Annotated in this window: 32 protein-coding genes and 1 pseudogene; 11 read left to right on the top strand and 22 right to left on the bottom strand. The window is 71.4% G+C overall.

The window, feature by feature from the left end; translation table 11 throughout:
* The first annotated feature begins 255 nt into the window (after positions 1-255).
* Positions 256-780: a hypothetical protein gene (locus tag H4W80_RS59680; RefSeq protein ID WP_192793124.1), complete on the top strand. Its 525-nt coding sequence runs from the start codon at positions 256-258 to the stop codon at positions 778-780.
* Between the two features lie 381 nt (positions 781-1161).
* Here the strand turns inward: H4W80_RS59680 and H4W80_RS59685 are convergent, their stop codons facing one another.
* From H4W80_RS59685 to H4W80_RS59730, 10 genes are all read right to left on the bottom strand, one after another.
* Positions 1162-1437, bottom strand: a complete 276-nt coding sequence (locus H4W80_RS59685; protein WP_192793125.1) for a hypothetical protein — start codon at positions 1435-1437, stop codon at positions 1162-1164.
* 306 nt (positions 1438-1743) lie between these two features.
* Positions 1744-2352: a maleylpyruvate isomerase family mycothiol-dependent enzyme gene (locus H4W80_RS59690; protein WP_192793126.1), complete on the bottom strand. Its 609-nt coding sequence runs from the start codon at positions 2350-2352 to the stop codon at positions 1744-1746.
* A gap of 95 nt (positions 2353-2447) precedes the next feature.
* Entirely contained in the window at positions 2448-3692 is a 1245-nt protein-coding gene (locus H4W80_RS59695; RefSeq protein WP_192793127.1) for an RNA polymerase sigma factor, read from the bottom strand.
* A gap of 1 nt (position 3693) precedes the next feature.
* The gene (locus H4W80_RS59700) at positions 3694-4029 is read right to left on the bottom strand and encodes a YciI family protein (RefSeq protein ID WP_225966513.1); all 336 of its coding nucleotides are present in this window, start codon (positions 4027-4029) and stop codon (positions 3694-3696) included.
* Between the two features lie 99 nt (positions 4030-4128).
* A complete protein-coding gene (locus H4W80_RS59705; protein WP_192793129.1) occupies positions 4129-4614 on the bottom strand; it encodes a GNAT family N-acetyltransferase in 486 nt (161 codons plus the stop codon).
* A gap of 42 nt (positions 4615-4656) precedes the next feature.
* Complete coding sequence (locus tag H4W80_RS59710; RefSeq protein ID WP_225964308.1) at positions 4657-4824, bottom strand: GNAT family N-acetyltransferase; 168 nt, start codon at positions 4822-4824, stop codon at positions 4657-4659.
* Between the two features lie 53 nt (positions 4825-4877).
* Positions 4878-5072 (bottom strand): hypothetical protein, encoded by a 195-nt coding sequence (locus H4W80_RS64265; protein WP_192793130.1) that lies wholly within the window; start codon positions 5070-5072, stop codon positions 4878-4880.
* 387 nt (positions 5073-5459) lie between these two features.
* On the bottom strand, positions 5460-6635 hold the full coding sequence (locus H4W80_RS59720) for an MFS transporter (RefSeq protein WP_192793131.1): 1176 nt from the start codon (positions 6633-6635) through the stop codon (positions 5460-5462).
* Positions 6636-6955: 320 nt separating this feature from the next.
* Positions 6956-7297: a VOC family protein gene (locus H4W80_RS59725; RefSeq protein ID WP_192793132.1), complete on the bottom strand. Its 342-nt coding sequence runs from the start codon at positions 7295-7297 to the stop codon at positions 6956-6958.
* A 118-nt stretch (positions 7298-7415) separates the two neighbouring features.
* On the bottom strand, positions 7416-8627 hold the full coding sequence (locus tag H4W80_RS59730; protein WP_192793133.1) for a cytochrome P450 family protein: 1212 nt from the start codon (positions 8625-8627) through the stop codon (positions 7416-7418).
* Between the two features lie 407 nt (positions 8628-9034).
* Between H4W80_RS59730 and H4W80_RS59735 the strand changes: the two genes are divergently transcribed.
* Positions 9035-9940 (top strand): alpha/beta fold hydrolase, encoded by a 906-nt coding sequence (locus H4W80_RS59735; RefSeq protein ID WP_192793134.1) that lies wholly within the window; start codon positions 9035-9037, stop codon positions 9938-9940.
* A gap of 298 nt (positions 9941-10238) precedes the next feature.
* The gene (locus H4W80_RS59740) at positions 10239-10547 is read left to right on the top strand and encodes a VOC family protein (RefSeq protein ID WP_225964309.1); all 309 of its coding nucleotides are present in this window, start codon (positions 10239-10241) and stop codon (positions 10545-10547) included.
* A gap of 206 nt (positions 10548-10753) precedes the next feature.
* Here H4W80_RS59740 and H4W80_RS59745 read toward each other — a convergent pair whose 3' ends face one another.
* From H4W80_RS59745 to H4W80_RS59770, 5 genes are all read right to left on the bottom strand, one after another.
* Positions 10754-11347, bottom strand: coding sequence for a hypothetical protein (locus H4W80_RS59745; protein ID WP_192793135.1), 594 nt, complete (start codon positions 11345-11347; stop codon positions 10754-10756).
* 394 nt (positions 11348-11741) lie between these two features.
* Positions 11742-12374, bottom strand: coding sequence for a TetR/AcrR family transcriptional regulator (locus H4W80_RS59750; RefSeq protein ID WP_192793136.1), 633 nt, complete (start codon positions 12372-12374; stop codon positions 11742-11744).
* Positions 12375-12406: 32 nt separating this feature from the next.
* The gene (locus tag H4W80_RS59755) at positions 12407-13603 is read right to left on the bottom strand and encodes a cytochrome P450 (RefSeq protein ID WP_192793137.1); all 1197 of its coding nucleotides are present in this window, start codon (positions 13601-13603) and stop codon (positions 12407-12409) included.
* Between the two features lie 93 nt (positions 13604-13696).
* The gene (locus tag H4W80_RS64270; protein WP_318787660.1) at positions 13697-14257 is read right to left on the bottom strand and encodes a DUF4127 family protein; all 561 of its coding nucleotides are present in this window, start codon (positions 14255-14257) and stop codon (positions 13697-13699) included.
* The gene (locus H4W80_RS59770) at positions 14214-14939 is read right to left on the bottom strand and encodes a GntR family transcriptional regulator (RefSeq protein ID WP_192793139.1); all 726 of its coding nucleotides are present in this window, start codon (positions 14937-14939) and stop codon (positions 14214-14216) included. The genes H4W80_RS64270 and H4W80_RS59770 overlap by 44 nt, the downstream gene beginning before the upstream one ends.
* A gap of 107 nt (positions 14940-15046) precedes the next feature.
* On the opposite strand from H4W80_RS59770, the gene H4W80_RS59775 reads away from it, so the two are divergent.
* The 6 genes and pseudogenes from H4W80_RS59775 to H4W80_RS64900 all read left to right on the top strand — a co-directional run.
* On the top strand, positions 15047-15394 hold the full coding sequence (locus H4W80_RS59775; RefSeq protein WP_192793140.1) for a carbohydrate ABC transporter permease: 348 nt from the start codon (positions 15047-15049) through the stop codon (positions 15392-15394).
* Complete coding sequence (locus tag H4W80_RS59780) at positions 15391-16044, top strand: N-acetylmannosamine-6-phosphate 2-epimerase (RefSeq protein ID WP_192793141.1); 654 nt, start codon at positions 15391-15393, stop codon at positions 16042-16044. Before H4W80_RS59775 ends, H4W80_RS59780 begins: the two co-directional genes overlap by 4 nt.
* Entirely contained in the window at positions 16041-16952 is a 912-nt protein-coding gene (locus H4W80_RS59785; RefSeq protein WP_192793142.1) for an ROK family protein, read from the top strand. The genes H4W80_RS59780 and H4W80_RS59785 overlap by 4 nt, the downstream gene beginning before the upstream one ends.
* Before the next feature lie 168 nt (positions 16953-17120).
* Positions 17121-17279: a hypothetical protein gene (locus H4W80_RS59790; RefSeq protein WP_192793143.1), complete on the top strand. Its 159-nt coding sequence runs from the start codon at positions 17121-17123 to the stop codon at positions 17277-17279.
* Positions 17276-17740: a DUF4434 domain-containing protein gene (locus H4W80_RS64895; protein ID WP_378525963.1), complete on the top strand. Its 465-nt coding sequence runs from the start codon at positions 17276-17278 to the stop codon at positions 17738-17740. Before H4W80_RS59790 ends, H4W80_RS64895 begins: the two co-directional genes overlap by 4 nt.
* Positions 17692-18012: pseudogene (locus H4W80_RS64900) on the top strand (hypothetical protein); the annotation flags it as partial. The gene H4W80_RS64895 and the pseudogene H4W80_RS64900, both read left to right, overlap by 49 nt.
* 20 nt (positions 18013-18032) lie before the next feature.
* On the opposite strand, the gene H4W80_RS63280 reads toward H4W80_RS64900, so the two are convergent.
* The 4 genes from H4W80_RS63280 to H4W80_RS59805 all read right to left on the bottom strand — a co-directional run bounded on the left by H4W80_RS63280 (position 18033) and on the right by H4W80_RS59805 (position 21720).
* Entirely contained in the window at positions 18033-18167 is a 135-nt protein-coding gene (locus H4W80_RS63280; protein ID WP_264086239.1) for a hypothetical protein, read from the bottom strand.
* A gap of 13 nt (positions 18168-18180) precedes the next feature.
* Positions 18181-18708 (bottom strand): hypothetical protein, encoded by a 528-nt coding sequence (locus H4W80_RS62370; RefSeq protein ID WP_225966534.1) that lies wholly within the window; start codon positions 18706-18708, stop codon positions 18181-18183.
* A 547-nt stretch (positions 18709-19255) separates the two neighbouring features.
* On the bottom strand, positions 19256-19573 hold the full coding sequence (locus H4W80_RS59800) for a hypothetical protein (RefSeq protein WP_192793145.1): 318 nt from the start codon (positions 19571-19573) through the stop codon (positions 19256-19258).
* Between the two features lie 107 nt (positions 19574-19680).
* Entirely contained in the window at positions 19681-21720 is a 2040-nt protein-coding gene (locus tag H4W80_RS59805) for a golvesin C-terminal-like domain-containing protein (protein ID WP_192793146.1), read from the bottom strand.
* 250 nt (positions 21721-21970) lie between these two features.
* Here H4W80_RS59805 and H4W80_RS59810 point away from each other — a divergent pair, with 250 nt between their 5' ends.
* A complete protein-coding gene (locus tag H4W80_RS59810; protein WP_192793147.1) occupies positions 21971-22435 on the top strand; it encodes a tetratricopeptide repeat protein in 465 nt (154 codons plus the stop codon).
* A gap of 23 nt (positions 22436-22458) precedes the next feature.
* Here the strand turns inward: H4W80_RS59810 and H4W80_RS59815 are convergent, their stop codons facing one another.
* Positions 22459-23379, bottom strand: coding sequence for a LysR family transcriptional regulator (locus H4W80_RS59815; protein WP_192793148.1), 921 nt, complete (start codon positions 23377-23379; stop codon positions 22459-22461).
* 115 nt (positions 23380-23494) lie between these two features.
* Between H4W80_RS59815 and H4W80_RS59820 the strand changes: the two genes are divergently transcribed.
* The gene (locus H4W80_RS59820) at positions 23495-24379 is read left to right on the top strand and encodes an SDR family oxidoreductase (RefSeq protein WP_192793149.1); all 885 of its coding nucleotides are present in this window, start codon (positions 23495-23497) and stop codon (positions 24377-24379) included.
* Positions 24380-24424: 45 nt separating this feature from the next.
* Here the strand turns inward: H4W80_RS59820 and menC are convergent, their stop codons facing one another.
* Positions 24425-25525 carry an o-succinylbenzoate synthase gene (menC, locus tag H4W80_RS59825; RefSeq protein ID WP_192793150.1) on the bottom strand — a complete coding sequence of 367 codons (1101 nt, stop codon included), beginning with the start codon at positions 25523-25525 and terminating at the stop codon, positions 24425-24427.
* Positions 25522-26334: a GNAT family N-acetyltransferase gene (locus H4W80_RS59830; protein WP_192793151.1), complete on the bottom strand. Its 813-nt coding sequence runs from the start codon at positions 26332-26334 to the stop codon at positions 25522-25524. The genes menC and H4W80_RS59830 overlap by 4 nt, the downstream gene beginning before the upstream one ends.
* Positions 26335-26371 lie beyond the last annotated feature (37 nt).

The following is a 26371-nucleotide window of genomic DNA, read 5'->3' on the forward strand; positions in this document are numbered from 1 at the left end:
GGCGCTCTTATCCAGGCGCCTGACGGCGCACCCCCCCCGCGCCTCCGGCGCCATCGCGCGCCCACCCGTTGACCGTCGAAGCGGTGGGCCGACTGACACCCACCCCGGACCGGCATGCCTTTCGGGCCTTCTGGAAGCCGAACCGGAAAGGGAGATCGCCCTACCAAGCCCCCCAGAGCGACTGACAAGCGGGCTGACGATACATATCGCGTCCTTGCCAAGCGCGGGACCCAAGTCACCTCTACGCTACAGCCCATGGCGGACATCGGTTACCTGGACGCCCTGCAGATGTGGTTGTCGGGCAATCCCGCACTTCAAGACGCCACCCTCTACGGCATGAGCATGCTGTGGTGGGGCCGCTTCGGAAAGATCCTCGCCTTCCTTGGCGGCATGACAGTCGTGTTGGACATCCTCGGCCCCGACCGAATCCGCGAATACGGCGGCCGTCTTCGGGCCATCCCGAAGTCGCCGACGAACAGATCCTCAGTATGGGCCGCTGCCCTCACGGCTCTCGTAACATGCGCGGCTGCCATCATGGGTGCGGTCGTTGACGTCGCCACCGGCCCGGGCCGCGAGCGCCTCGCGCTGATCGTGCTCGTCATCGGCATCGTCTTCGCCGTGGTGTGGGTGACTCTCGCTGTCACCAGAAGCAAGTTGTTCGAGAGCACCTTCAACGGCATAGCGTGGGTGCTTGAGCATCGCAAGGCTCTGATCTGGTGGCGCGTCGTCAGCTTCTTCGCACTTGTGATCGGCTTCCACTTCGACTTACTCGCCTCGTAGCTGGCGCTTGCCTCCGCAGTTGTCGTCGAGGCGCAGTGCGCGGGCCGGCGTTGCGCGCACTGAAGCGGACGTTCGGACACGGCCCTGCCCCAGCCACGCGTAGCAGTCGACGCTGATCGCGGCGAGCTGGGCGACCTCCTCGCTTTCCCGGCACCTCGGCCCAGATGCCGCGTTCGGCAGCGCGGACCAGGCCACCTTTCGGGCTATTTTCAGGCTGGTGCACAAATACATTCTTCGGGATGGCGATAGACGCCAGGCGCGGCCGGGTCAGTGCCATCAGGCACCGTCGACAGCATGCCAGTAGTTCACAATGAGCGAGATTTCCGAGCCGGGTCACCCTGGGTAAGGAGATCGCCGCTCAATGGAATAGGATCCGGTTGCTCAATCGATGGAGTATTGGTAGCGGAAATACCAGCCTGGCAGGAGCTTGTAGCCGGGCACGCCGCTTTCGGAGTAGAAGCAGGGAGAACTGTAGACGTCTGGCGGATCGTTCAGCGCGGCGCTGTATGCGTTGCAGGTGGTGTCGGCGCTGAAGGGCCCCTGGTAGGTGACCCGGTATGTACGACCGGCGGACGCGTCCGCGACGCCGCCGGATGCCACCAACATGCTGACGACGCCCATCGTCAACGCCGCCAGGCGTACTCGATGTTCAGCCATTTAATGCTCCTTTTCTGCACCCTGCACATGGCTGAGAACCCAGGTCATTCTGACATGAATTACTCATAGCGCATAGGCGTCGAAGACGCCGCCAGCCCCGGGGCGCGTAAACCGATGCTCGTCCTGCGGATCCCGTCAGGCGTCGGAAGAATCGCCAGGTGAATGGCGATCGAACTTGCCGGATCGCTCTGGCCGGGCGATTGGCGTCGCTGACGGACGTTTCGCCACTCGCGGCGCTCCTCGTGCCGCCGGCCACCGACTACGGAGCAGCCTGCTGGGTGTGGTGGTTGTCCCCGGGGCCGTCGATCACGGGGTGGAACGCAGGTCCTCGCGGGCGGCCCGGCGGCCGGTGGCGAGCAGGAGGAGGTCGGCCGCCGCGCCGCGCACCTCGCGCGGTCCCTCGCCCGCCGACCAGTCGGCGTCCGTGGCGATCAACCGCGTGGTGCGCAGGAGCTCCCGGCCGCCGTAGAACCTGCTGGCCACCACGTGGTCGAGCGCCGCGACCACCGGTCCGGCGGGCATCTCGCGCGTACGGCCCAGCGGGCGGGCCATGTCCTGGCCGTGGACGAGCGCGTCGACCAGCGGGTCGAGCGGGCTCGCGCCCGGAGCGCGGCGTGCCGAGCCGGCCGTTTCACGCAATTGCGCGATGAGCTCCGGCGGCTGGAAGCGGGCCGCCCGCTCCCGGGCGAGGTCGGCGACCATGCGGTTGAAGTCGCCCCGCGCCCGGATCGCGCCCTTGATCGCCACGAACAGGGTGGTACGCGTTGAGAGCGTCAAATGAGCGGCCACGTCCCGGACCGTCCAGCCTTCACAGAGGGAGGCGGCGTCCCACTCGTGGGCGTCCAGGTCTTCCAGGAAGGCGGCGAGACTCAGCCGCTCCGCCTTCGTCCAGGCGAGTATGTCGTCGTGCCCCATGTCGGATCTCCTCGATCGATGGTTCCGAGCCGTTGCCCCGTACGGCATGACCACGAACGGGGTGCGGCCGGATGGACAGCCGCCCGCGAAATTTCTCAGGTCTCCTCGACGGAGGCCAGGCGACGTCGCAGGTGGGCGCGCTCCGGCTCGCTCCCGGCCACTTCCAGGGCCGCGCGATAGGCCGCGGCGGCCTCGGGGAGGCGGCCGAGGCGGTGGAGCAGGTCGGCGCGGGCCACCAGGTACGGGTGGTAGCCGCGCAGCCGTGGCTCGCCGGCCAGCTCGTCCAGCAGCGCCAGGCCCGTCTCCGGCCCGTCGCGCATGGCCACGGCCGCCGCCCGGTTGAGCGCGACCACCGGGGACGGGTCGAGCGCGAGCAGCACGTCGTACAGGGCCACGACCTGCGGCCAGTCGGTCGTGGCCAGGTCCGCCGCCTCGTCGTGGAGGGCGGCGATGGCGGCCTGCACGCCGTACACGCCGGGCGGGCCGCCGCTCAGTGCGGTCACCACCAGCGCCGAGCCCTCCTCGATGAGGTCCCGGTCCCAGCGGCCACGGTCCTGCTCGTCCAGCAGCACCGGCTCGCCGTCGGGGCCGGTACGGGCGTCGCGGCGCGCGTGAACCAGCAGCATCAACGCCAGCAGCCCGGCCACCTCCCGCTCGGCGGGCAGCAGCCGGCGCAGGATCCGGGCCAGCCGGATCGCCTCCTCGGCCAGGTCCAGGCGCTGCAGGTCGGGACCGGAGCTGGCCGCGTACCCCTCGGTGAAGATCGAGTAGATCACCTGGAGCACCCCGGGCAGCCGCTCCGGCAGCTCGTCCGCGCCGGGCACGCGGAACGGGATGCGGGCCTCGCGGATCTTCTTCTTCGCCCGGACGATCCGCTTGGCCATCGTCTGCACCGGCACCAGGTAGGCCCGCGCCACCTCCGGCGTGGTGAGCCCCGCCAGGCAGCGCAACGTCAGCGCCCCGCGGTCCTCGGCGGGCAGCGCGGGGTGGGCGCAGGTGAAGAACAGCTGCAGCCGCTCGTCCGGCAGCTCGCCGCCCTCGGCGTCGGCCGGCGGGGCGGGCGCCGCCCGCTCCGCCTCCACCTGCAGGATGGCCAGCCGCGCGGCGAAGGCCTGGTCGCGCCGGAGCCGGTCGACCGCCTTGCGCCGCGCCGTCGTCATCAGCCACGCGCCCGGCTTGGGCGGCACGCCCTCGACCGGCCAGTGCCGCAGCGCCGCCTCGATGGCGTCCGAGGTCACCTCCTCGGCGAGGTCGAGGTCGCCGAACCGGCGTACGAGCGCGGCCAGCAGCCTGCCGCGCTCCTCCCGGAAGACCGCCTCGACCTCACGGACGCCAGACATCTCACGCACTGAAGTCGGCGACCGGGCGTACGACCACCGACCCGCCGCCGCGCGCGCCCGGGCAGCGGGCCGCCCAGTCGAGCGCCACGTCGAGGTCCGGTACGTCGATCACGTAGAAGCCGCCCAGCACCTCCCGGGTCTCGGCGTACGGCCCGTCGGTCACGGTCCGCCTGCCGTCCCTGTCCACCTGCACGGTCGTGGCGGTCACCAGATCGGCCAGCGACTCGCCCGACACCCAGATCCCCGCCTCGCGCACGGCCTTGTCGTAGGCCATCCAGTCCTCGACGGTGCACGGGTCGTCCTGCTCGTCGGTGGTGGCGGCGTTGATCAGCATCATGTACTTCACGGTGTCCCCTTCGCGGGTGAGTTCGGCGTACAGCGGGCCCGCTGTACAGAATCACCACGAACGGCCCCCCGCCAAATGGACAACCTCTTGTCACGGAAATGTTGCGGTCTCCAGAGAGCGGGTCAGCCGCACTCCTTCTTCGAGATAGCCCAGCGCGGCGTAGAACCGCCGGGCGGCCGTGTTGGCCGCCCCCGTCTCCAGGGTCAGATGGCGCAGACCCTGCTGCCGGGCCCAGTCCTCGGCGGCGGCCATCAACTGCCGGCCCACTCCCGTACGGACGGCTCGCGGATGGACGGCCAGTTCGCCGACATAGGCGTCCATCGCGCCGGTGAAGTGCCGCTGGCACTGGACGGACACCACGCCGACCACCTGCGAGTCCTCGCCGTCCACCGCGACGAACACCGCTCCCCGCTGGGTCTTGGCCGCGTCGAGGGATCCGGTGAGCCACTGCCGCGCCGCCCGCTCGGCACCCTCGGGATCACGCCACGCCGCCACTCCTTCGGCGAGCCGGGGAGCCAGCGCCAGGACGCCTTCAAGATCGTCGTCGACTGCGGGCCGAATCCGGACCTCGTTCATGAACGGCAGCATGCCAGGGGGAGGTTCTCCGAAAAAACCCTTTCAGCCCGACAGGTTCGTGACGAAGACCCAGTCCAGGCCGTCCTCGCCGCAGGTGTCGCGGTGTTCGGCCCGCACCAGACCGGCGCGCATGGCCACCCGCTGAGAAGCGACATTGGCCGGCCGGGCCCGGGCGATGATGGGCAGGTCGCGCGGTCGGCAGGTCTTCACGGTCGTTCACCGGTCATCGTCCACCGCTACGTGGCGGCCGGCTGCAGCGGACGTCAGCAGGTGTCGGCCCCGTCGAAGGTGCGGACACCCCTGGCGACCTTGGAGGAGATGGTTTCGCCGGGCCGGACGGTGTAGCACTCGCCGTCGGTGCCGCGCGCCCACACGATGTTCAGCCGGAGAGTCCGGCCGCAGTCGTTGCGTGCGTATCCGGTCTTGGTGATCCTGCCCGTGGTTTGCCAGACGGTCACGCATGTGGGCGCGTTGCCCGCTGGGGCCGCGGCCTGGGCCGGGAGGGCGGGAGCGAGAACGCACCACGTGAGGGTGAAGGCGGTGAGAGCTGCCTTGGCGGATTCGCGCACAGGTGTTGGTCCCTTCTGCACGTTGCATCTGCAAACGGGGTGGGTGGGTTGCCTCAGCAGCCGTCAAGAAGGTGACGCTGAGTATTCGATCATATACGCATTGCTCGGTCCGGTCGACCTCGTGGGTCCTGACGACACGCTGGTGACCGCCGCGCCACGTGTTTGGCACCGGGACAGGAGCCCCTTCGGCAGGCCGTCACCCAGGGCGATCACTCTGGCGATCGTCGCCAGGACCTGCCGGTTCCGGGCACTGTCCCGAGGGCGCGGGGAGGTTCTTCAGCGGGGCCTGGTGAGCGACCACAAAGATGCGGCCATGAGGAGGGCGGTCAGCCCGCCGCAGATCATCGCCGTCGAGACCGAGAAAGCGTCCACCACCTGGCCCCCGGCCAGCGCCCCGAGGGCGAAGGTCGCCTGGAAGGACGAGGTGAAGACGACCGTGGCGGCCTCCGGCGTCCCGGGGGCGGCGTTCATGAACCAGGTCTGGGAGCAGACCGGGACGCCCCCGTAGGCCAGCCCCCACACCACCACCAGCACGACGGCGCCGGCGGTGGAGGTGCCGGTCGCGGGCAGCAGGAGCGTGGCGAGGGCGATCAGGCCGCCGCAGGCCAGGAAGGCCGCTCGTGGGGCGGTCGCGATCGCCTTGCTCGCCAGGAAGTTCCCGGCCGTCCCGGCGATGCCGTAGGCCAGGAGGGTGGCGCTGACGGCGGCCGGGTCGAGGTGGGTGACGTGCTGGAGGAAGGGGGTGACGTAGGTGTAGGTGCCGAAGTGCGCCAGGACGATGAGGAACGTGGCCAGCAGGGCGATCCTGGTTCCCCGTCCGCGCAGGAGGCCGAGCAGGACGCGCCCGCTGGTGACCTCGCGGGCGGGGAGCGGCGGCAGGAGCACCAGCAGGGCGATCAGTACGAGGACCGACAGCGCGGTCAGGACGAGGAAGGCGGTTCGCCAGCCGGCGAGGTGGCCGATGAAGGTGCCGGCCGGCACGCCGAGCACCGAGCCCAGGGGGACGGCGGAGAAGATCAGCGCGGTGGCGGTGCCGACCGAGCGCGGCGGCACGAGGCGGGCGGACAGCCCCGCGCCGATCGACCAGAAGCCGCCGATGGTGAGGCCGACCAGCACCCTGGAGACCAGCATGAGCCAGTACGAGGTCGCCACCGCCGCCAGGACGTCGGCGAGCGCGAGCACCGCCATGAGCGCGCACAGCATCACCCGGCGGTCCAGGCGGGCGGTGGCGAGCGTAACGACAGGTGCGGCGACGGCGGCGACGATGCCGGGCAGGGTCATGGTCAGCCCGGTGGTGCCATCGGAGATGCCGAAATCGGCGCCGATGTCGGTCAGCAGGCCGATGGGCAGGATCTCGCTCGTGACGATGGCGAAGATGCCCAGCGTGAGCGAGGTGACCGCCAGCCAGCTGACGAGCGGTGAGCGCGGCCGGGCGTGGGTGATCGTGGACATGGTTCCGTTCAGGTTGGGACTGATGGGTACGGAACCAGCCAAGCAATGGTGGTAGGGCGGATACCGGCAGGTTTCAGACCACACCATGCCGTGACGACATCAGCGCCACGTGCCGACTTCATCCGATCGCCACTTCAGCAGCGCGGCACCGGCGAGGCCGGTGAGGATGAGCACGCGGGGGGACGTGTGGCGAGAGCGTCGCCGATCGCACTTCAACCTTCCTGACGGCGCGACACGCACGGTCAAGGCGGGCACTCCTCCGGTATGGACCGCACGCATTGCCGCCGGCGACGGCGCACCCGCGAGATCGCCATCTGGCGTCAGCCCGGGCCGCCGCCGAAGCTGATCTCATTGCCGTCCGTGTCCCGGTAGGTCACCTTGGTCGCGCCATCGTCGTACCTCTCGCGCTTCGCGGGCTCGATGCCTCGCCGCGCGATCTCGGCGACCCGTCCGTCGAGGTCGTCGACGAACGACAACACCAGCGCGTTCCCCGCCCGTTGCGGATCTTGCACGATGTAGACGTACCGGTGCTCGGCCACCTCCCACACGGCCTCGATGTCGTTCGGCAGGAACGACGGCGGCCCACCGAAGAACTGCTCGTACCACGGCAGCGCCGCGGCATAGTCGGTGACGGGTACGCCTGCGAACAGGTCCAGTGTCATGTCGTCGTCCCTACGTCGTCGATGTGTCGCCGATACTGACCTCGGCAGCGTCGGAAACTCATCGTCGTCCGCCTCGCGATGACCCGCCATTGCCCACCAAGCTCATGACCGGGTCCGTCTAGCGGAGGAGCACTGGCAGCGTCGTGGGCCCCTCGGTGATGAGTGACGAGGTGTACGGGAGCTCGCCGGGCTCGACCGCCAACCGGAGATCGGGGAACCGGCCGAACAACGACGCCAGCGCGATGCGTGCCTCGAGCCTGGCCAGCGGCGCCCCCAGGCAGAAGTGCGGACCACGGCCGAATCCGAGGTGCGCGTCCGGCTCCCGTACCGCGTCGAACCGCTGCGCCTCCCCGCCGAACCTGGCCCTGTCCGTCCCGGTGCTGGAGATGCCGATCATGATGGGCTGGCCCGCCCCGACTGTCACCCCGCCGAGCCGCACGTCCCGCAGCGGATATCGGAACATGACGCTGACCACGGAGTTCCTGCTGCGAAGCGCCTCCTCCACCACCTGCTCCCAGGCGTTCTTGGCGCGCGCGAAGACCAGCTGCTCCGGGTCTGAGCACAGCGCGACGACCGTGTTGGCGATCAGGTGGACCGTGGTCTCGTGACCGGCGATGAGCACCAGCCACAGGATCCACATCATCTCGCTGTCGGACAGGCGGTCGCCGTCGTCCTCCTGCGCACGTATCAGCCCCGTGGTGAGGTCGTCGCCCGAGTCGTCACGCTTGCGCTCGATGAAGGCGGCCAGATACCCGAGCAACCCGGCGTTGGCGGCGAGCATCTCCTCCGGCGAGGTGGTGTGCTGCAGCAGAGTGTGGCTCCAGTCGCGGATCTGCTGCTGCTCGCCCTGCGGCACCCCGAACAGCTCGCATATCACCATGACCGGCAGCGGCTCGGTGAAGAGGCGCACGAGGTCCACCGCGCCGCTCTGGCCGGCCATCCGGTCCAGCAGTCCGTCGGTGATTCGCTGGATGCGCGGGGCCAGTCCTTGTACGCGGGCGGGGGTGAAGGCCCGGTTGATGAGTCCCCGCAGTCTCCGGTGGTCCGCGCCGTCCTGGATCAGCAGGTGCTCTCCCTCGATGAGCTGGCGCAGCGGCCAGTCGGCCGGGATGGTGCCGTCGTTCAGCGCCGTGAAGTTCGCCGGGTTCTTGGCGAACAGCGTGTCGTCGTTCGTCAGGACCTCGTTGACCAGTTCGTACGAGGTCACGAGCCAGGCGGGCACCTGGCCCGGCAGCTCGACGCGCAAGATCGGCCCGTCCTGGTCGTGGTAACGGCGGATGGTCGCGGACGTCCGTTCCGACGGCACGGGGATCTGGAGAGGAGTGGCCATGGAAATTCCCCACTATGGGATGAATGTCCCCCTCACTTTCCGCGCTGGGTTTGACCGGGCCAAGTCGTGAACGTTGTCACTGCAGAGCCCTCAACCTCTGCCGCTTCCGCCATTGCGGAACGTGAAAGTCTGCTCGGAAGTCCGTGGCGGACCTGCCCAGGGCCGCGCTGGGCGGCATGCCGCGGAGCCGTTCGAAGGGGAAGCCGCCGGCGGCGATGGTCATCCGCCACTCCGCGAGATAGCGCAGGGGCTGCTGCCCGACCAGGTCAGGGCGGCCGCCGCCGCGGGAGCCTGGGGCCGCTGAGCCGAGGTCCGGCGTGCCCCGGGCCTTCCTGTACGATAACGCGAGACGATACGTTTCGTCTCGCATTATCGTCGGTTCGAACCCCACCCATGAGGAGTGAGCCATGGCCCGAGTGACCGGCCCGCAGACCGGTGGATTTCGCCACGCTGAGACCTTCGTCGAGGTCGCGGCCGGTTATCGGCTCTGGGTGGAGATGACCGGCGATCCGGAGCGTCCCGCCCTGTTACTGGTGATGGGAGCCAACGCGAGCGGGCTGACCTGGCCAGACGAGTTGGTCGAGCTGCTGTCCCGCGACCACTTCGTCGTCCGCTACGACCACCGTGACACCGGACGCTCCACCCATGCCTTCCATGAGCGTCCCTACCCGATCCGGGCGCTGGCCGACGACGCGATCGCGGTCCTCGACGCGCTGCGGATCGCACGTGCTCACGTGGTCGGGATGTCGATGGGCGGCACCCTGGTCCAGTTGCTCCTCCTCGACCACGCGGACCGCCTGATGAGCGCCACGATCTTCGGCTCCACGCTGATCGGCGGGGCGGCCCCCGACCCCGGCATCTCCGACGACGACCTGCCCGGGCCCGATCCCCGGCTGCTCGCTCTGTGGGCGGAGCTCGGACAAGGACGCGACCCGGAGGCGGAGCTGCGGTGGCGCGTCGAGCACTGGAGGGTCCTCAACGGCGACGTCCTGCCCTTCGCCGCCGAGGAGTTCGCCGATCTCGAACGCCGGATCGCCGCCCACAGCGGCACCTGGCGCAGCTCCGCCGCCCATGCCCTGGCCGACCAGTCGGGCCTGGAGCGCGGGGCCGAACTCGCGAACGTCTCGGTGCCCACCCTGGTGATCGACGCGCCGGAGGATCCCGTCACCCCGCCGCCGCACGCCGCCCGGCTGGCGCGCGCCATCCCCGGCGCCGCTCTCGTCACAGTGCCCGGTCTCGGCCATGCGCTGCCCCGCGCGGTCGTGCCGTCCCTCGCGGCAACGATCACCACCCACACCGGTGGGCGGCCCTGACACAAGAGAGCCGTTCACCGGCGTCGGCGGGTTCAGGCGGCGTAGTCGGCCAGGGCGGCCTCCAGCAGATCGAACGCCTGGGTGGCTTCGGCGCCGATAGTGCGGGCGATCTCGTCGTTGGAGTGTCCGGCCAGGGTGAGGTCCTGGATGCGCCGGGCGGCGATCCTGCCCTCCGACCGTGCCGTCCGCGGGCGACGCGAGCCCCGTGTCGCCCGCGACGTCCCCCGCCGCCGCGGCTACTGACCCGCGTCGGCACCTCACGCCTCCGTCCCGGCCCTGACCCGACAGGGAGACCTTCTTGCAGATCATCGCGTCCGCCGTCTCGCTCACGATCGACGACGTCGCCGCCTCACAGGCGTTCTTCACCACTCACCTGGGCTACACCGTTCGGGCCGCCGCCGACGGCTTCGCCTCCCTCACCCGCCCCGACGCGATGGACGTCGTCCTACTCGCCCGCGGCATCGAGGTCCTGCCGCCCGAGCAGCGCGACCAGCACGCCACCGGGCTGATCCTGGCCCTCACCGTCGCCACCGGGCTGCAGGACGAGGAGAAGCGGCTGCGCGACGCCGGAGTCGAGATCGCCATGCCACTGCGCGAAGAGCCTTGAGGTGAACGCCTGTTCCAGATCACTGACCCGAACGGCGTGATCATCCAGTTCGTCGAATGGGCCATGCCCGACAACGGCTGAGGACGCCGTCGCCAGGCGGCGCGTCCCCTGCTCGGCCGCCCGGCCCGTGTCGCGCTGCACGGGCTCGGCCTGCCCGGGCTCGACCGGAGCCGTCCGCTCAGGCGGGTAGTACCGAGGCAACGCACCTAAGATGATCGTCGCCGGAAGTAGTGCACGGTCAGGACGCCGAGCAGCGGGCCCCAGGCGGCCAGCGGCGCGTAGGTGACCCAGAAGGCGACGGTCTGCCAGCCGTGCACGATCAACCCCCCAGGGCTCCCGTTGATCATCCGGCCGAAGGCGAACATGACCAGTGCGTACGGGAAGACCAGCAGCACCGCCGCACCCAGGCCGGCGGGGACGACGGCCGCCAGGACCGGCACCCGGCGGCCGCCCAGCCCGGGGATCCAGCGCGGCCACACCTCACCCCACCGGGCGACCAGTCCGACGGTGAGGAACGCCGCCGCCTCGCTGACCACGCTGAGCGTGACGATGTACCACCACCCGGCGTCGATCAACATCGGCCCGTGGCCGGGCGGGGGCGCCGCGCCGTACTCCAGCAGCGGCGCGCCGAAGATGAAGGCCGCGATCCGCCAGATGCCGGAGGGCAGCGGGGCCAGGGTGGTGGCGTAGGCGGCCCACACGGCCCAGCGGGGCACGCCCGCCGCCGTCCGGCCGTGCAGCTTCGCCAGGATGACCGGAAGCCGTCCGGTCCGTGGGGTTTCGCCGAGGGTGGTGGTCATGCGGGGGCCTCCGGTCGGGCAGGTGGTGTTCGCTTGGCGCGTTCCGATGCTCGCGGGCGCGGCGTCCGTGAGCATCCCCCGCGTGGGGGACCCGCGTGAGGCAGGGCAGCTGTGCCGGACAGCGCGTACGAGGAGAGGACCTTAGGTGTCCAGGCGTCCATGCGTCCCAAGGCCCGCCGTCGTCACGGACTACGGTGACACCAGGCCTGGCGGCCTTCGGCCGGATCCGCGCCGGAGCCGGAGCCGTGACCGCCGGACGTGGGCCGTGGTGGAGCTCGGCCTGCCCACACTGTCGCAAGTCTGGCACCGGGCCGCGCTCACCCAGGGGCAGATGAGACCGGCCTGGTCCGGAACGTCCGGCCCGTCCTGGGTGAGGCCGCGATCAGCGTGAGGTTCAGTGTCCGATCTGCCGCGAAGCCGGGGACGAGTCGAGGATGTGGTGCGACCGGTTGGAAGGGGGCGGGAGCTCGTCGTCCGACGGCCGCAGGCTGGACAGCAGCAGCGCCAGGTAGCGCCGGAGATCGCCGCATTCGGGGTCGCCGGAATGCATGGTGGCCAGCGCCATCACCAGGATGGCGGCCAGGTCGCGGACGATCAGGTCGCGGCGTATCGTGCCCTGCCGCTGGGCCCTGGCCAGCACGACGCCCAGCGGCCCCATGAACCGTACGGCGATGTCGACGGTGAACGCCCCCGACATGCGCGCCGCCCGCAGCAGCGCGCGGTGCGCCGCGAGAGTCTCGACCGAGGCGGTCAGCGCCTCGGTCAGCGCCCGTCCGGCGTCGTCGGCGTCGCGGGCGGCCAGGACCAGCGGCTCGACCTCTTCGGCGAAGTAGGTCTGGAAGGCCGCCCTGATCACGCCGTCGCGGTCGCCGAACCTGCGGTAGACGGTGGCGCTGCCGATGCCGGCGTGCCGGGCGATCTCCTCGAGTGACACGTCCGGGCCGTGCTCGCGCAGACTCGCGATGGCGGCCCGGACGATCTTGTCCGCGTTACGCAGCGCGTCGGCTCGCTGTCGCTGCTCGTGCACACGTGAACGCTAGCAGCCGACGCGCCCCGGGCTCACCAGGCGACTTCGAAGCTGGTCAGTCCGAAGACGATGTGGAAGGAGCGGAACTCGGCGGGGGTGCCGCTCTCGCGCAGGCCGGGGAAGCGCTCGAACAGGGCGGGGAAGGCGATGCGCAGCTCCATCCTGGCCAGCGGCGCGCCCAGGCAGTGGTGCACGCCGTGGCCGAAGGCGACGTGGCCCATCTCGCCGCGGGTGATGTCGAGCCTGTCGGGGTCGGCGATGTAGGCCGGGTCACGGTTGGCCGAGGGCAGCGACAGCATCACCAGATCGCCCGCCGGGATGTGCTGTCCCGCGATCTCCACGTCGGTGGTGGTCACCTTGGCCACGCCCGAGTGCACGATGCTGAGCCAGCGCAGCAGCTCCTCCACCGTGGCGCCGATCCGCTCGGGCTCCTTCATGAGCAGTTCGAGCTGGTCGGGGTGGCGCAGCAGGGCCAGGGTGCCGAGCCCGAGCATGTTGGAGGTCGTCTCGTGGCCGGCCAGGAGCAGCAGGCTGGAGATGCCGGCGAGCTCGTCGTGCGACAGGTCGTCGCCGTGCTCGCGCACCAGCATGCCGAGCATGTCCTCGCCCGGCTCGGCCTTGGCCCGGGCGACCAGCTCGGACATGTAGGCGCGCGACTCCAGCGAGGCCGCCGTGCGCTCCTCGGCGGACCTGGAGATGTCGAGCAGCGCGTTGGTACGCCGCTGGAAGTCTTCGCGGTGCTCGTACGGGACGCCGAGCAGCTCGCAGATCACCAGCGAGGGGATGGGCAGCGCGAAGGTCTTGATCAGGTCGACCGGCGAGCCCGCGCGCTCCATCGCGTCGAGGTGGTCGTTGACGATGTCGTGGATGCGGGGCTCCAGCCGGCGCATGCGGCGCATGGTGAACTCCGGCGTCAGCATCTTGCGCAGCCGGGTGTGCTCGGGCGGGTCGAACAGCAGCAGGTTGCCCGCTTGCATCTTCGCGACCTGCTCGGGGGTCAGGCCCTGCGTGCCGGGGGCCGGGAGGTGCGGCGGGCGTCTGTTGCTGAACCGCTCGGCGTCTCCGAGGATCTCCTTGACGTCGGCGAAGCGGGTGACGAGCCAGGCTTCGAGCCCGAACGGCGTGGGCACCCGCTCGATGCCCACGCCGTCGCGCAGTTTCGCGAGCTCGGGAACGGGGTCGAACGCGGTGCGCCGCATATGCAGGGGCAAAGTCACAGGATCGCTCATGTCATCTCCTGGAGAGGCCGATGTTCCGGAAACGCCCTTCGAAAATGATAGTAGTCCATCACTTGGCGGGGCGAGCGGCGATCATCCACCCTCTCACTGATCGGCGGGGATCCGGCCGGTGAGCTCGTCGGCGGGCGGCTCGCCGCCGGTGACGACGGCCAGGCGCGCGCGGTGGAGCAGCCCGCCGTACGCGTGCAGCTCGCGGCCGAACCTCGGCCAGCAGGGCGGCTCCTCGTCGCCGCGATAGCCGTCGCCGGCCCTGGTGACCAGCGAGACCGCCGCGACGGGCAGGCCGGGCCGGGCCCGGCGCAGCTCGCGCAGCACGCCGAGCCGGTCGAGGACGGTCAGCGTGTCGCCGGCGCTGGTCCTGGATGGGATGAGGCCGCCGTGCACCAGCGTCTCCACGCAGACCACCGAGGCGTCGACGTCCTGGTAGAGCAGCCGGTCGCCGAGCGGCCCGGCCTTGCCGGGGTCCGCATCGACGGCGGCAGCCCGGCATCGGGCAGTCTGAGCCGGGCGCCGGCGATGGCCGCGACGTCGGCGGGCAGGCGGGTGTTGACCGGGCGCTCGTCGAGGGGCAGCAGGGCGATGTGCGTGGCGGTGGGACTTTTTACTGGGGGTCGCGGTAGATCGTGAGCTGGTAGGAGTAGCGATCTCCCCGGTAGAGCGAGTCGGCGCGCTCGACGGCCCGGCCGCGGGCGTCGAAGCCGGTGCGTTGCACCAGGAAGGCGGGGGAGAACGGCGGCGCGCCGAGGGCCTGCGCGTCGTCCGGATCGAGCACGGTGGCCTTGATCGTCTGCTCCGCCCGGTGCAGGGTCAGCCCGTAGCGGGCCGACAGCGCCTCGTACAGCGAGCCGTGCAGCTCCTCCGGCCCCAGGTCGTCGGGCACGAGCTCGCCGGGCAGGTAGCAGTGCTCCAGGCACATGGGCTCGTCGTCGGCGGTGCGGACCCGGCGGATGTGCAGGACCTGCGACGACGGGCTGATCTGCAGCGCGTAGCCGATGTCGGCGCCCGCCGGGATCCGCTCGGAGCCGACCTCGAGCGACCCGGGACGCAGGCCGCGCGAGCGCATGTCCTCGCTGAAGGAGGTCAGCTCGACGGACTTGTGGATGCGCGGCTCGCTCGCGAACGTGCCGGACCCCTGGACCCGGTAGACGCGCCCCTCCCGCTCGAGCTGGTCGAGCACCCGGCGCACGGTGAGCCGGCTGACCGAGAACTCCTCGGCCAGGCTCCGCTCGGTGGGCAGGCGCTCGTGCGGGGTCAGCCCGCCGAGCAGGAGGTCCACCAGGTGCTGACGGAGTTGCTCAGACTTGGCCGGGGGGCGTTCCGTCTTCATGGCCCAGGAGTTTAACCCAGAATTGGTGTACTCCAATATCTTGACCATCTCCCGTCGGCTGGCCTATACCGATCACAGCAAATACGGCATTTTACGTGGAGCGAGAGATGGAGATCGCCAAAGTGGGCATGCCCTTAGTGCTCGTTGCCGCGCTGGCGGCCTGCTCCGGCGACGCCGCCGAATCCGGTGGCAGGACGACGATCACGTTCTCCTGCCTCTGGTCCGGGCCGGAGGGCGAGGCGATCGAGCCGGACTTCCTCAACCCGCTCATCTACCTCAACGACAGCGAGAAGTACACCTTGTCCATCGGTCTGTACGCCTTCTTCGCCGAGCACGACGTCGCCTGGGGGCCGCTGATGGCCGCCTGCGTCATGTTCACGATCCCCGCCCTGCTGATCTTCATCGCCGGTCAGCGCTACTTCGTGGGCGGCGTCTCCACGGGGGCGCTCAAATGAACGAGCTGCGCGGCGGGCTGGTCGTCTCCTGCCAGGCTCCGGCCGGGCATCCGTTACGCGATCCCGAGGTGATCGCCCGGCTGGCCGAGTGCGCCGTGCTCGGCGGGGCCGCCGGGCTGCGGGTCAACTCCGCCGAGGACGTCGCGGCGGTGCGCCGCCGTACGACCTCGCCGGTGATCGGCCTGCACAAGGTCAGGCACGGCCACCGGTACGTGATCACGCCGACGCTGGAGCTGGCGGCCGGGCTCGCCGAGGCCGGCGCGGACATGATCGCCGTGGACCTCACGCCGGAGACACCCGGGCCGGGGCCGAAGCTGATCGAGGAGATCCACGCGCTGGGCCTGCCCGTCATGGGGGACGTCTCGACCCTCGACGAGGGCCTGGACGCCTGGGAGGCGGGCGCGGACGTCGTCGGCACCACGCTGTCCGGCTACACCGCCCGCCAGCTGCCCACGCCGCACGACCCCGACCTGCACCTGGTCGGCGCGCTCGCCTCGCGCGGGGTGCGGGTGATCGCCGAGGGCCGCTACCGCACCGAGCACCAGGTACGGCAGGCGTTCGCGGCAGGCGCGTGGGCCGTCGTGGTCGGCGGCGCGATCACCGATCCCATCTCCATCACGCGGCGCCTGGCCGCCGCGGCCTCGCGATGACGCGCCCCGACGGCGGGGTGCCGCTCGCGCTGGCCGTGGACATCGGCGGGACCAAGATCGCGGCCGGGCTCGTGGCAGCGGACGGCACACTCGCCGAGCACCGCAGGATGGCCACCCCCGCCGGTCCGGAGATCCTCGAGACCGTCTTCGAGCTCGCCCGGCCGCTGGTGGGGCGGGCCGCGGTCTGCGGGATCGGCACCGCCGGCACCGTCGATCCGCGGGGGCGCATCGCCTCGGCGACCGACCTGCTCACCGGCTGGGCGGGCACCGACGTCAAGGGCGCGGCCGAGCGCACGCTCGCGCTCCCCACGGTCGTCCTGAACGACTGCCACGCCGCCGGAGCCGCCGAGGCGCGGGCCGGGGCCGCCCGCGACGCCCGTACGGCGCTGGTCGTCGCCATCGGAACGGGCATCGGCGGCGCGGTGTGCGTCGAGGGCCGGGTCCGGACGGGGGTCTCGGGGACCGCGGGCAGCATCGGCCACCTCCCCGCGCCGACGACGGCGGGCGCGCGCTGCTCGTGCGGGGCGCTCGACCACGTCGAGGCGCACGCGTCAGGACCCGCGATCGAACGCGCCTACCGGGAGCAGACCGGTCGGGCGCTCCCGCTCGCCGAGATCGGCCGGCTCGGCTCCCGCGTGATCACCGACGCGGCGACGCTCCTGGGCCGCGTCTTGGCCGGCGCCGCCAACCTGATCGACCCCGACGCGATCGTCATCGCGGGCGGGGTCTCGATGCTCGGCCCGGCGCTGCTCCGGCCGATGGAGGCCGCCTACCGCGCCGAGACCCTGCCGGGCCCGTCCGCCGCACCGATACTCCCGGCCGCGCTCGGCGCGGACGCGGGGCTGGTCGGCGCGGGCCTGGAAGCCCTGTCCCATCTCGAGAACGGATCGTCATGCGCCGCGTTCTAGCCGTCTTGTCCCTCGTCATGGGGCCTGCCGGCCGTCGCGGGCCCCGCCGGTGCGGCCACGTGCGCCGCCACTCCGCGTTTCGCCGGGTCGTTCCTGCAGCCCGGCCTCGGCGACACCTGGACCCCGGCCGCCTGGGACCAGGAGCTCGGATACCTCGAACGGGCCTGCATGGACCAGCTCGTCCTGCAGTGGACGGCCGACAGCCAGGCCCGGACTGCCGTCTACCCGTCCGCGCTCTACGGCCAGTCCACGACGACCGACGTGGTGGGGCCGCCCTCTCCGCCGCCGACCACCTGCACGCCCTCAGCCCCGGCAAGCCCGTCGTGATCTCCCCGTTCCTCAACACCGCCGGCGGGCTCACCACCGCGCAGTGGCAGAGCATGTGGACCACGATCCTGGCCACGAGCCCGATCGACGTGATCGCCCCGCAGGACGGCGTCGGCGCGGGACACGCCACCGCGAGCCGGCTCGCCGCCTGGTTCGCGGCCACCAAGAACGCGATCACCGCCGCCCGGCCCGCCACTCGGCTCCGGGCCGACAGGGCACGCTGGTCAAGACGTTGTACGGCACGGCCACCACCTTCACAGACGCGGGGCTCGACCCGTCCACGGCCTGCACCTACACGCTGCGGGCCTTCGACGCGGCCGGCAACCAGTCGGCCGCGAGCGGCCCGGCCTCCGCCACGACCCCGGCCGCGCCGGGCAACCCGGTCAACCTCGCGGCGGGCCGGCCGTACACGGTGTCGCAGGCCGCCTCCCCGTCCTATCCCGACAGCGGTGGCGAGCTGATCGACGGCGCGTACGGCACGGCGTCGTACGGCGACGCCGCCTGGCAGGGCCGCAACACCGGCGCCGGCTATTCGATCACCGTGGACCTCGGCGCGCAGAAGACCGTCAAGGAGCTGCGCAGCGACTGGCTGCGGACCAGGAGCGTCTGCATCTTCCTGCCGAAGAAGGTGACCTACGAGGTGTCGGCCGACGGATCGTCGTACACGGCGGCCGGCTCCGTGGCCGCCCCCGCGGCCGGGGACGCCGACCAGGCCCGCGCGTACCGCCTCCTCGGGCTGAACACCACCGCCCGCTACGTCCGGATCACCGTCGAGCCGGCCGGCAGCGCCTGGTCGTTCACCGACGAGGTGGAGGTGCGCACCACCTGGCCGGCCCGGCCGGCGAGCTGCCGGAGCCGAGGCCCCGGCTCCGGCAGCGGTCCTGCCATCAGGCGGAGCGGGTCACCTTCCCTGGCGGGCGGCCTTGCCGCCGGAGCCGAAGAAGAAGACGGCCGCGGCCAGCCCCAGTACGGCCACGAGCACGTCGGCGACCAGCGTGAGGGTGGGCAGGGTGATGAACAGGCCCACCACCTTGAACAGCACGGAGAAGATCACGATGATGGTGGCGAAGACCCGGACGGCGCCGCCGCCGCGCAGCGCCAGCCAGGCGAGCAGGATGAGCACGAGCGACCAGAAGATCGTGTTGTAGGCGAGCCCGGAGTAGATCATCTGGAGCCCCTCGAACCGGTCGCTCTGGATGTCGACGTCGTCGGGGCTGATGGGGCCAGAGCCCATGTCCGCGTTCGCGGCGATCTGTTCCTTGATCGCCTGTGTGCCGGAGACGATGATCCCGATGGAGCTGATCACGTTGAGCGTCGCGGCGGCGATGGCCGTGTACGCCGCTCGGGTTAAGTTCGCCGGCCTCTGCGGGGCCTCGGCGGCGCGCCCGTCTTGGAAGTGGGCGGGTGCCTGCGGCTCGTACATGGACATGCGGACCTCTTTCCGGAACGTTGGGCTTCTCGACGATGCGGTGATTGTCGCGATCGTTAATGCCACACGCATTTCGCGCGGCCCTGAGAGGTATAGCAGATTCGCTCGGTCTTCGAGTGTGACGGCTAATTCTGAAGCCGCTCACGATAGCGATCCGCTCCATTGAATCGGCGGAGGAAAGCGGCTTCCCGGGCGGTAATAACGCTGCTCACCTGGGACGGAAGAAGAGCGGAAGAAAAATGGAAGAGCGGCACTCTAACGTCCTGCGACATCAGCCGGGCTTGCCTCGCCGACCGCGAAAAAGCCATCGGGGCGGCACCGGATATTTCTCGCCCAGCTTCCGGAAGAATGGCCTGCGATAAATGTCGCTCAGACCTTGCGAATCGCGGACGACGGCAGCCCCTGGCCGGCCCGCGACGCCGGTGAAGGCCGCCGTCGGCGCTGGGGTCTCGCCGGCCGGCCGTCGCGTCGGCAAGCCGCAGAGGGCATGGAAAAGGACGCCGACGTCGTCTACCTCGACCCGGGCGACGTCGGCGTGGCCTGCTGATCAGCGTGGGCGGCTGAGGGCGGCCTCGGCCAGATCCGTCCACGTCTCGGCCGAGGAGTGGGGCACGACCACCCAGTCCTTGACCACCCTGCCCCGCCCCGAGGGGTCGAACAGGGACGCCCCGGCCAGCTGGAGCGCGGCTGTGTGTTCGGGGGTGTCCCTGACCAGCCGGAACACCATCGCGCCGTCGCGCTGCAGGCTCGCGAACACCTTCCCCGCCTGATCTTTGAGCGCGGGACGCCCCATCATCCTGGAGATCTGTACGCCCAGGTCGGCCAGCTCGGCGCCGACCTGCTTGAAATCCTCTTCCGCGCTCATCGTCAGTCAGTCAGTCCCCAGCTCCATGGCCCCGGCCTTCCGGCAGCAGGCGATCAGGCTAGTCGTCCTGTCGGCGCCGATCAAGGTCGGCAGCGGGCGCCACTTCCTTATCCGGGTGCGCGGAGCAGCCGGACGGCGTCGGCGATGACCACGCCGTTCGCGTCGTCGCTCAGCTCGACCCTGCCCACCCCCTCGCTGATGCGGTACGTGCCGAGCGAGACCCAGGAACCGCCGCGCGGCTCCGTCGCTCCGCTCCTGCGCTGGTCGACGCGCACGAGCGTTGTCCCACTGGCGTGACGGACCCTGAAGGGCGCGTTGCTGGCGCGGTTGGCGTGCGCGGTGTAGGAGACCTGTACCTCGTAGTCGCCGGTGAGCGGGACCACCGGCCGCCACCGGACGACGCGTCCGCCCGTGCCGGCGGGGGCGTACTGGTAGTCGCCGCCCCGGTAGCCGGGCACGCCCGTGCCGGCCGTCCAGGTGCCGCTGATGATTTCGTAGCCGAGTTCGTCGTTGTCGACCACCGCCTCTTCCCGTACGTCGGGCTGGGAGGGCGCGTCGATCAGGCTCAGCGTGTCCAGAGAGACCAGCCTGCCGCCGCCGCGGCCCACCCCGGAAGCGGTGAACCGGATCTTGTGCGAGCCGGCCGTCAGATCGAGGCTGCCGAGTTGCGCGACGTCGTAGCCGTCAGCCCGGTCGGCGGTGGTGTCCACCAGCGCGGCCCGGGGTTTGACGCCGTCGGCCGAGACGGTGACCAGACCTCCGTCGGCGCTGCGGAAGTAGCGCAGCAGCAGCTCGTAGGTTCCCGCTGCCGGGACGTTCACGGTGTATTCGAAGTACGTGCCGGTCTGGGACGTGGTGAACACCACCCGTTTCCCGCCCCGGGCCACGGGGTCCTGGACGGCGGACATGGTGCCGCCGGACGTGGCGGCGCCGGTGGTGAGGTCGATGAGTCGTTCGGTGTGGCCGGGGCCGCCGGACAGGCTGTCCCGGCCGCCGCTCAGCCATTCGAGCGAGAACCGGCTCATGACCACGCGGCGGGGGAAGCTCGGGTCGTCGCCGTCGCGGCCGTAGAGGAGCAGGATCCGGCCGTCGGGGAGGCGGCCGAGCTCGGAGTAGTACGAGGGACCCTCGTTGATCACCTTGCTGTAGCGGAAGGAGCGCGCGTCGTCGTAGCTGATCGACACGGTCAGGTTGGTGCGGACGGGGGAGTCGGGCCGGCTGAACAGCACCCGGCTCACCTCGGACGTGCCCGGCCCGCCCGTGTAGCGCAGCAGGCTGGCGTCCACGGCGTTGAACGTGCCGGTGGCCCCGTCGAGCCGCGGCGGCGACCAGGTGAGCCCGCGATCGGCGCTGACCGACACGATCCGCTGCCGGTTGCCGCCCGCCGCGGCCCGGCCGTTGATCAGCACCGTGCCGTCGGACCGCTGGATCAGCCTGGCCTCGTTGATGGGATAGGCGGTGGAGACGGGCACCTCCCCGGTGGCCTGCCAGGTCTGGCCGTGGTCGTCGCTGTAGATCGACGCCACGCCGTAGCGGCGTTCGGGGACGGTGTTGCCGGTGACCTCGCGGCGGTGCGCGCAGTTGAGCAGCAGCCGGCCGTTGTCGAGCTGGATGCCGTGTCCGGGGCCGGGGCCGTGCAGCGTCCAGGCGTAGGGGAACCGGTCGAACAGGCCCGACATCCCGCGCGGCGCGCTCCAGGTGCGACCGCCGTCCTCGCTGGAGATCATGAAGAGGTCGCCCTTGTCGCCGGAGCAGCCGGTGTTCTCCGGCAGCCGGGTGGAGAGCATGTAGAACAGGAAGATGCCGCCGGTGAGCCGGTCGACCACGAAGGCCGGGTTCCCCCACGACTGGCCTCCGGCCGAGGCGACCAGCGTCCGGGTCGGCTCCCAGGTGTTGCCGCCGTCGGGGCTACGGCGCATGAGCAGGTCTCGGGGGCCCGCATCGCAGACCTCGTGGCGGCCTTCCGTGACGACCAGGACGGTGCCGTCCGGCAGCACGGCCAGCCCGTGGACGTGGTAGCTCTCCAGCGGATCCACGGTGTTGTCCCACAGCGTCGTCTCGTCGAAGGTCGTGTCGCCGGACGGTGCCGCCGTCCGCCGGGGCGTCGTCGCGTCCGCGGGTAGGGCGGGACCGAGTGCGACGGTCAACGAGGCCGCGGCGACTCCGAGGCCGAAGGCTCTGCGCCCGATCAGGGGCCGATGGGGATCTGGCTGTGGCATGTGCTGCCTCCGGAGTGGGGGGTGATCCTTCAGGAGCAGGTGCGGGGCGCGAGTCCGAGGTTCGCCGCCCGTCCGCGGAGATCATCTCACCCTGCGGCGCTGTGCAGCTTCAAGGTCATCAAGCGGCGTCAGGCGAGTAGGCTGACCGCGGTTGCCCGCGAAGACGAAGGAGCCGCCCATGACCGCCGACCCAACGATGACCCGGATCGGCCAGGGAGTGGAGTTGAATCACCACCAAGGTCAGCCCGAAGCCGCTCGCGACCTGTTCGCGCAGATCTGGGATGACATCGGCGGCGAGCAGGGCGATCCGCTGCACGTCTGCGTCCTCGCCCACTCGATGGCCGACGTACAGGACGACGTGCACGAGGAGCTGATGTGGGATCTGCGGGCGCTCGCCGCCGCCGATCGGGTCACCGATGAGCAGGTGGCGCAGGCAGGGGTGGCGCTTCCGGTGGCGGGCCTGTACCCATCGCTGCACCTGAACCTGAGCGAGTGCTATCGCAAGCTGGGCGACCTCGATCGCGCCCGTGAGCACCTCCAGCAGGCGCGGGCCGGGATCGGCGCGCTGGGCGACGACGAGTACGGGCAGCTCATCAAGGGCGGCCTGGAGCGGCTGGCCGAGCAGCTGGGCGAGCCCGTCTGACTCCGAACCCGGCGTGACGTACGTCAGCCGCCTTCCGCCTCCGACGGTCTCAGGGCTTCCTGCGAGCCGGTGAGCAGCGCCCTGGCGGACTTGCGGAACGCCGGCACCAGGCGGTTGCGGTCGCCGGCCCGGGTCGCCAGCATGACGTGACTCGGCTCGACCCCCTCCAGGGGGATCGAGACGAGGTCCGGGCGGAGGTTGACGAAGATCGGGCCGGCCGCGATGGCCACCGCCTCCCCGGCGGCGACCAGCTCGAACTTGTCCTCGATGCTGGCGATGAGCGGGCCGTCGGGGGCCGGGCGGCCGCCGGGCCTGGGATCGATGCGCCAGTACGCCTCCCAGGCCGGGTCCGGGTCGGCCAGCCGGGGCAGCGGCTCGTCGGCGATGTCGTCCAGCGTCACGGACGCCCTGCCCGCCAGGCGGTGGTCGCGCGGGAGCAGCAGCATGCGCGGCTCGTCGTACAGGATCGTCACGTCGAGCCCGTCAGTCGCGAACGGCAGCCGGGTCACCACCGCGTCAACCCGGTAGTCGAGCAGGGCGGGGCGCGGCTCGTTCCAGGCCACGTGCGAGGTGCGCACGTCGGCGTCCGGGTGCAGCCGGCGCAGCTCGCGCACGGCCGGCGTCACGATGAGGCCCGCCGTGTACCCGATCGTGATCCGGCTGGGCCGGGCGGCGGCGCGGGTCTGCGCCGCCGCCTGGGCGGCCGAGCGCAGCAGCGTCTTCGCGCGGGGCAGGAAGACCTCGCCCGCCTCGGTGAGCCGCGTGCCCTGCGGGGTGCGGTCGAGCAGGCGGGCGCCCAGTTGCCGTTCGAGGCCGCGGATCTGCCGGCTCAGCGACGGCTGGGTGATGTGCAGGGCCTCGGCGGCGCGGCCGAAGTGCCGGTGCTCGGCGACGGCCGTGAAGTAGCGCACGAGCCGCAGATCGAGATCGGGCGAGTCGGGCATATCCCGCAGCCTACTGCGGTGATGCCTGAAACGTATCGCCCGATGAGGAACAGGCTTTGGACGCCGTACGGCACCGGCTCCGACGATGGGAACACCGCTGAAGAAGGAGATCATCATGCGTGTTTTCGTCACCGGCGCCACGGGTTTCGTGGGTTCCGCCGTCGTTCGTGAGCTCATCGGGGCCGGGCACCGGGTGACCGGCCTGGCCCGTACGGACGAGGCCGCCGCCGCGCTGAGGGCCGCGGGAGCAGAGCCCCACCCCGGCTCGCTCGACGACCTCGCCGGCCTGCGCGACGGGGCCGCCGCCGCGGACGGCGTCATCCACCTGGCCTTCGTGCACGACTTCGCGAACTTCGAGGCCGCCAACCAGACCGACCGGCGGGCCATCGCGGCGCTCGGCGAGGCGCTGGCGGGGTCCGACCGGCCGTTCGTGGTCACCTCGGGCACCGGCCTGCTCCCGCCCGGCCGCGTCGGCACCGAGGAGGACGAGCCGGGGACGCATTCGCCCCGGGGGGCCGCCGAGCAGGTGGCGCTGTCGTTCGTGGAGCGCGGGGTGCGGGTCTCGCTGGTGCGGCTGCCGCTGGTGCACGGGGAGGGCGACCCGGGGTTCGTCGCGGCCGCGATCGGCATCGCCCGGGCGAAGGGCGTCGCCGCGTACGTGGGCGACGGCGGCCACCGCTGGCCGAGCGTGCACCGGCTGGACGCCGCCCGCGTGTACCGGCTGGCCCTGGAGGAGGCTCCCGGGGGCGCGCGGCTGCACGCCGTCGCCGAGGAGGGCGTGCCGGTACGCGACGTCGCCGCCGTCATCGGGCACGGGCTCGGCGTGCCGGTGACCTCGATCACCGCGGGGGAGGCGGGCGAGCACTTCGGCTGGCTGACCCCCTTCGTCACGCTGGACATGCCGGCCTCCTCCGCCCTGACCCAGAAGCTGCTGGACTGGCGTCCCGGCCGGCCGGGGCTCATCGCCGACCTGAACGCGGGACACTACTTCAAGGTCTGAGCCCGCGGTCCGGCGCCCGGCCCGCCTTGCCCACCGGGCCCAGGGTCAGAGCGTGATCCACTCCGTGCTCGTGGTCACCGCGTCGAGCACCTCCGGGATCGGGTCCACGCCCAGGCCCGGCCCCGCGGGCACCTCCAGGTGGCCGTCGGACAGCTCGAACGGCCGGGTGATGTCGGTGGAGTAGTAGCGCCGCGAGCCCGAGGTGTCGCCCGGCAGCGTGAAGCCCGGCAGGGCGGCCAGGGCCACGTTCGCCGCCCGGCCGAGGCCGGTCTCCAGCATGCCGCCGCACCACACCGCGATCCCGTTCGCCCGGCACAGGTCGTGGATGCGCCGGGCCTCCAGGTAGCCGCCGATCCGGCCGGGCTTGATGTTGACGATCGAGCAGGAGCCGAGCGCGATGGCGGCGGCCGCGTGCTCGGCCGACTCGATCGACTCGTCCAGGCAGATCGGCGTCCTGAGCTGCTTGGCCAGCCGGGCGTGCTGCACGAGGTCGTCGTTGGCCAGCGGCTGCTCGATCAGCAGCAGGTCGAACGCGTCGAGCCGGGCCAGGCGGCGGGCGTCGCTCAGCGAGTAGGCGGCGTTCGCGTCGACCTGGAGGAGCAGGTCGTCGCCGAACCGCTCGCGCACGGCCCGGACCGGCTCCAGGTCCCAGCCGGGCTCGATCTTGAGCTTGATGCGGACGTACCCCTCGTCGAGGTAGCCGCCCACGGCGTCGAGCAGCTGCGGGATCGAGTCCATGATGCCGACCGACACCCCGCACGGCACCCGCGTGCGGGAGGCGCCGAGGAAGCGGGCGAACGACTCGCCCGCCGTCCTGAGCTGCGCGTCCAGCACCGCCGTCTCCAGCGCGGCCTTCGCCATCCGGTGGCCCTTGACGGGCTCCAGCGCGCGGCCGACGTCGTGCACGTCCAGCGTCTTCGGCAGCGCGGGCAGCAGGAAGCGCCGGATCACCTCGGCCGCGCCGTCGGTGTACTCGGAGGAGTAGAGCGGCTCGCCCATGGCCACGCACTCGCCCCACCCCTCGGCGTCCGGCGTCACCACCCTGACCAGCAGGACGTCGCGGGCCGTCTCCGTGCCGAACGACGTGCGGAACGGCGCCACCAGCGGCATCGCGATCCGCCGCAGCTCGACTCCAGTGATCTTCACAGTCTCTCCACTACGTAGTAGGACTTCCCGCAGAACCCCGTGACCGCGCGGCCCTCGGCCATCAGGCCGCCCAGCACGTCGCGTACGGCGTGCCGCCACGCCTTGGCCGTTCCCGGGTCGGCGTCGCGCAACCCCGCGATGTCCGCGGGCACGGCCACCAGCACCGTTCCGGCGTCCACCGGACCGGCCACCGGCCGCCCGCCCACGTCGGCGAGCGCGACCACGGTGCCCGGCGGCAGGCCGTCCGGCGGGACGCCGTCCGGCCCGCGCGGCTCCCGCCGCGCCGACGCCCCCACGTGCGGCTCCCGCCGCGCCAACGCCTCCACGCGCGGGTCGGACAGCGGCCAGACGGTCAGGAGCCGGTCGGACTCGTCGCCCCGGTTGATCGCGTCGTCCATGACCCCGTAGAAGCAGGGCAGGTACTCGCTGGGCCGGGCGCCCAGCTTGGCCAGGTTGAAGTGGGCGTTGCGGCGCATCAGCGGATCGTACGTCCAGGTGATCCGCTCCAGCCCGCGCTCCAGGGCCCACCGGCGCTGGTGCAGCTTGAGCGCGAACCCGATGCCGCGCCCGGCCGCCGTCCCCGTGACGTGGGAGTGCAGGGCGTTGCCGACGGCCAGGAACCCGACCGAGCCGCCGACCAGGCGGCCGCGCTCGAAAGCGCCCGCCACGTAGCCGCCCGCGTGCGCCAGGGCCCGCATCAGCTCGATCGTGATGGGCGGGGCGCTGGTCCCGAAGTGCCAGATGTCGTCGAACACCGCCCCCACCTGCTCGAACTCCGCCATCTCATGGAGCTCCCTGACCTCGACCAACCTGCCGCTCCTCGTCTCGGACGTTCCCAGGCGACGG

This window comes from Nonomuraea angiospora (assembly GCF_014873145.1).
GTDB lineage: Bacteria > Actinomycetota > Actinomycetes > Streptosporangiales > Streptosporangiaceae > Nonomuraea > Nonomuraea angiospora.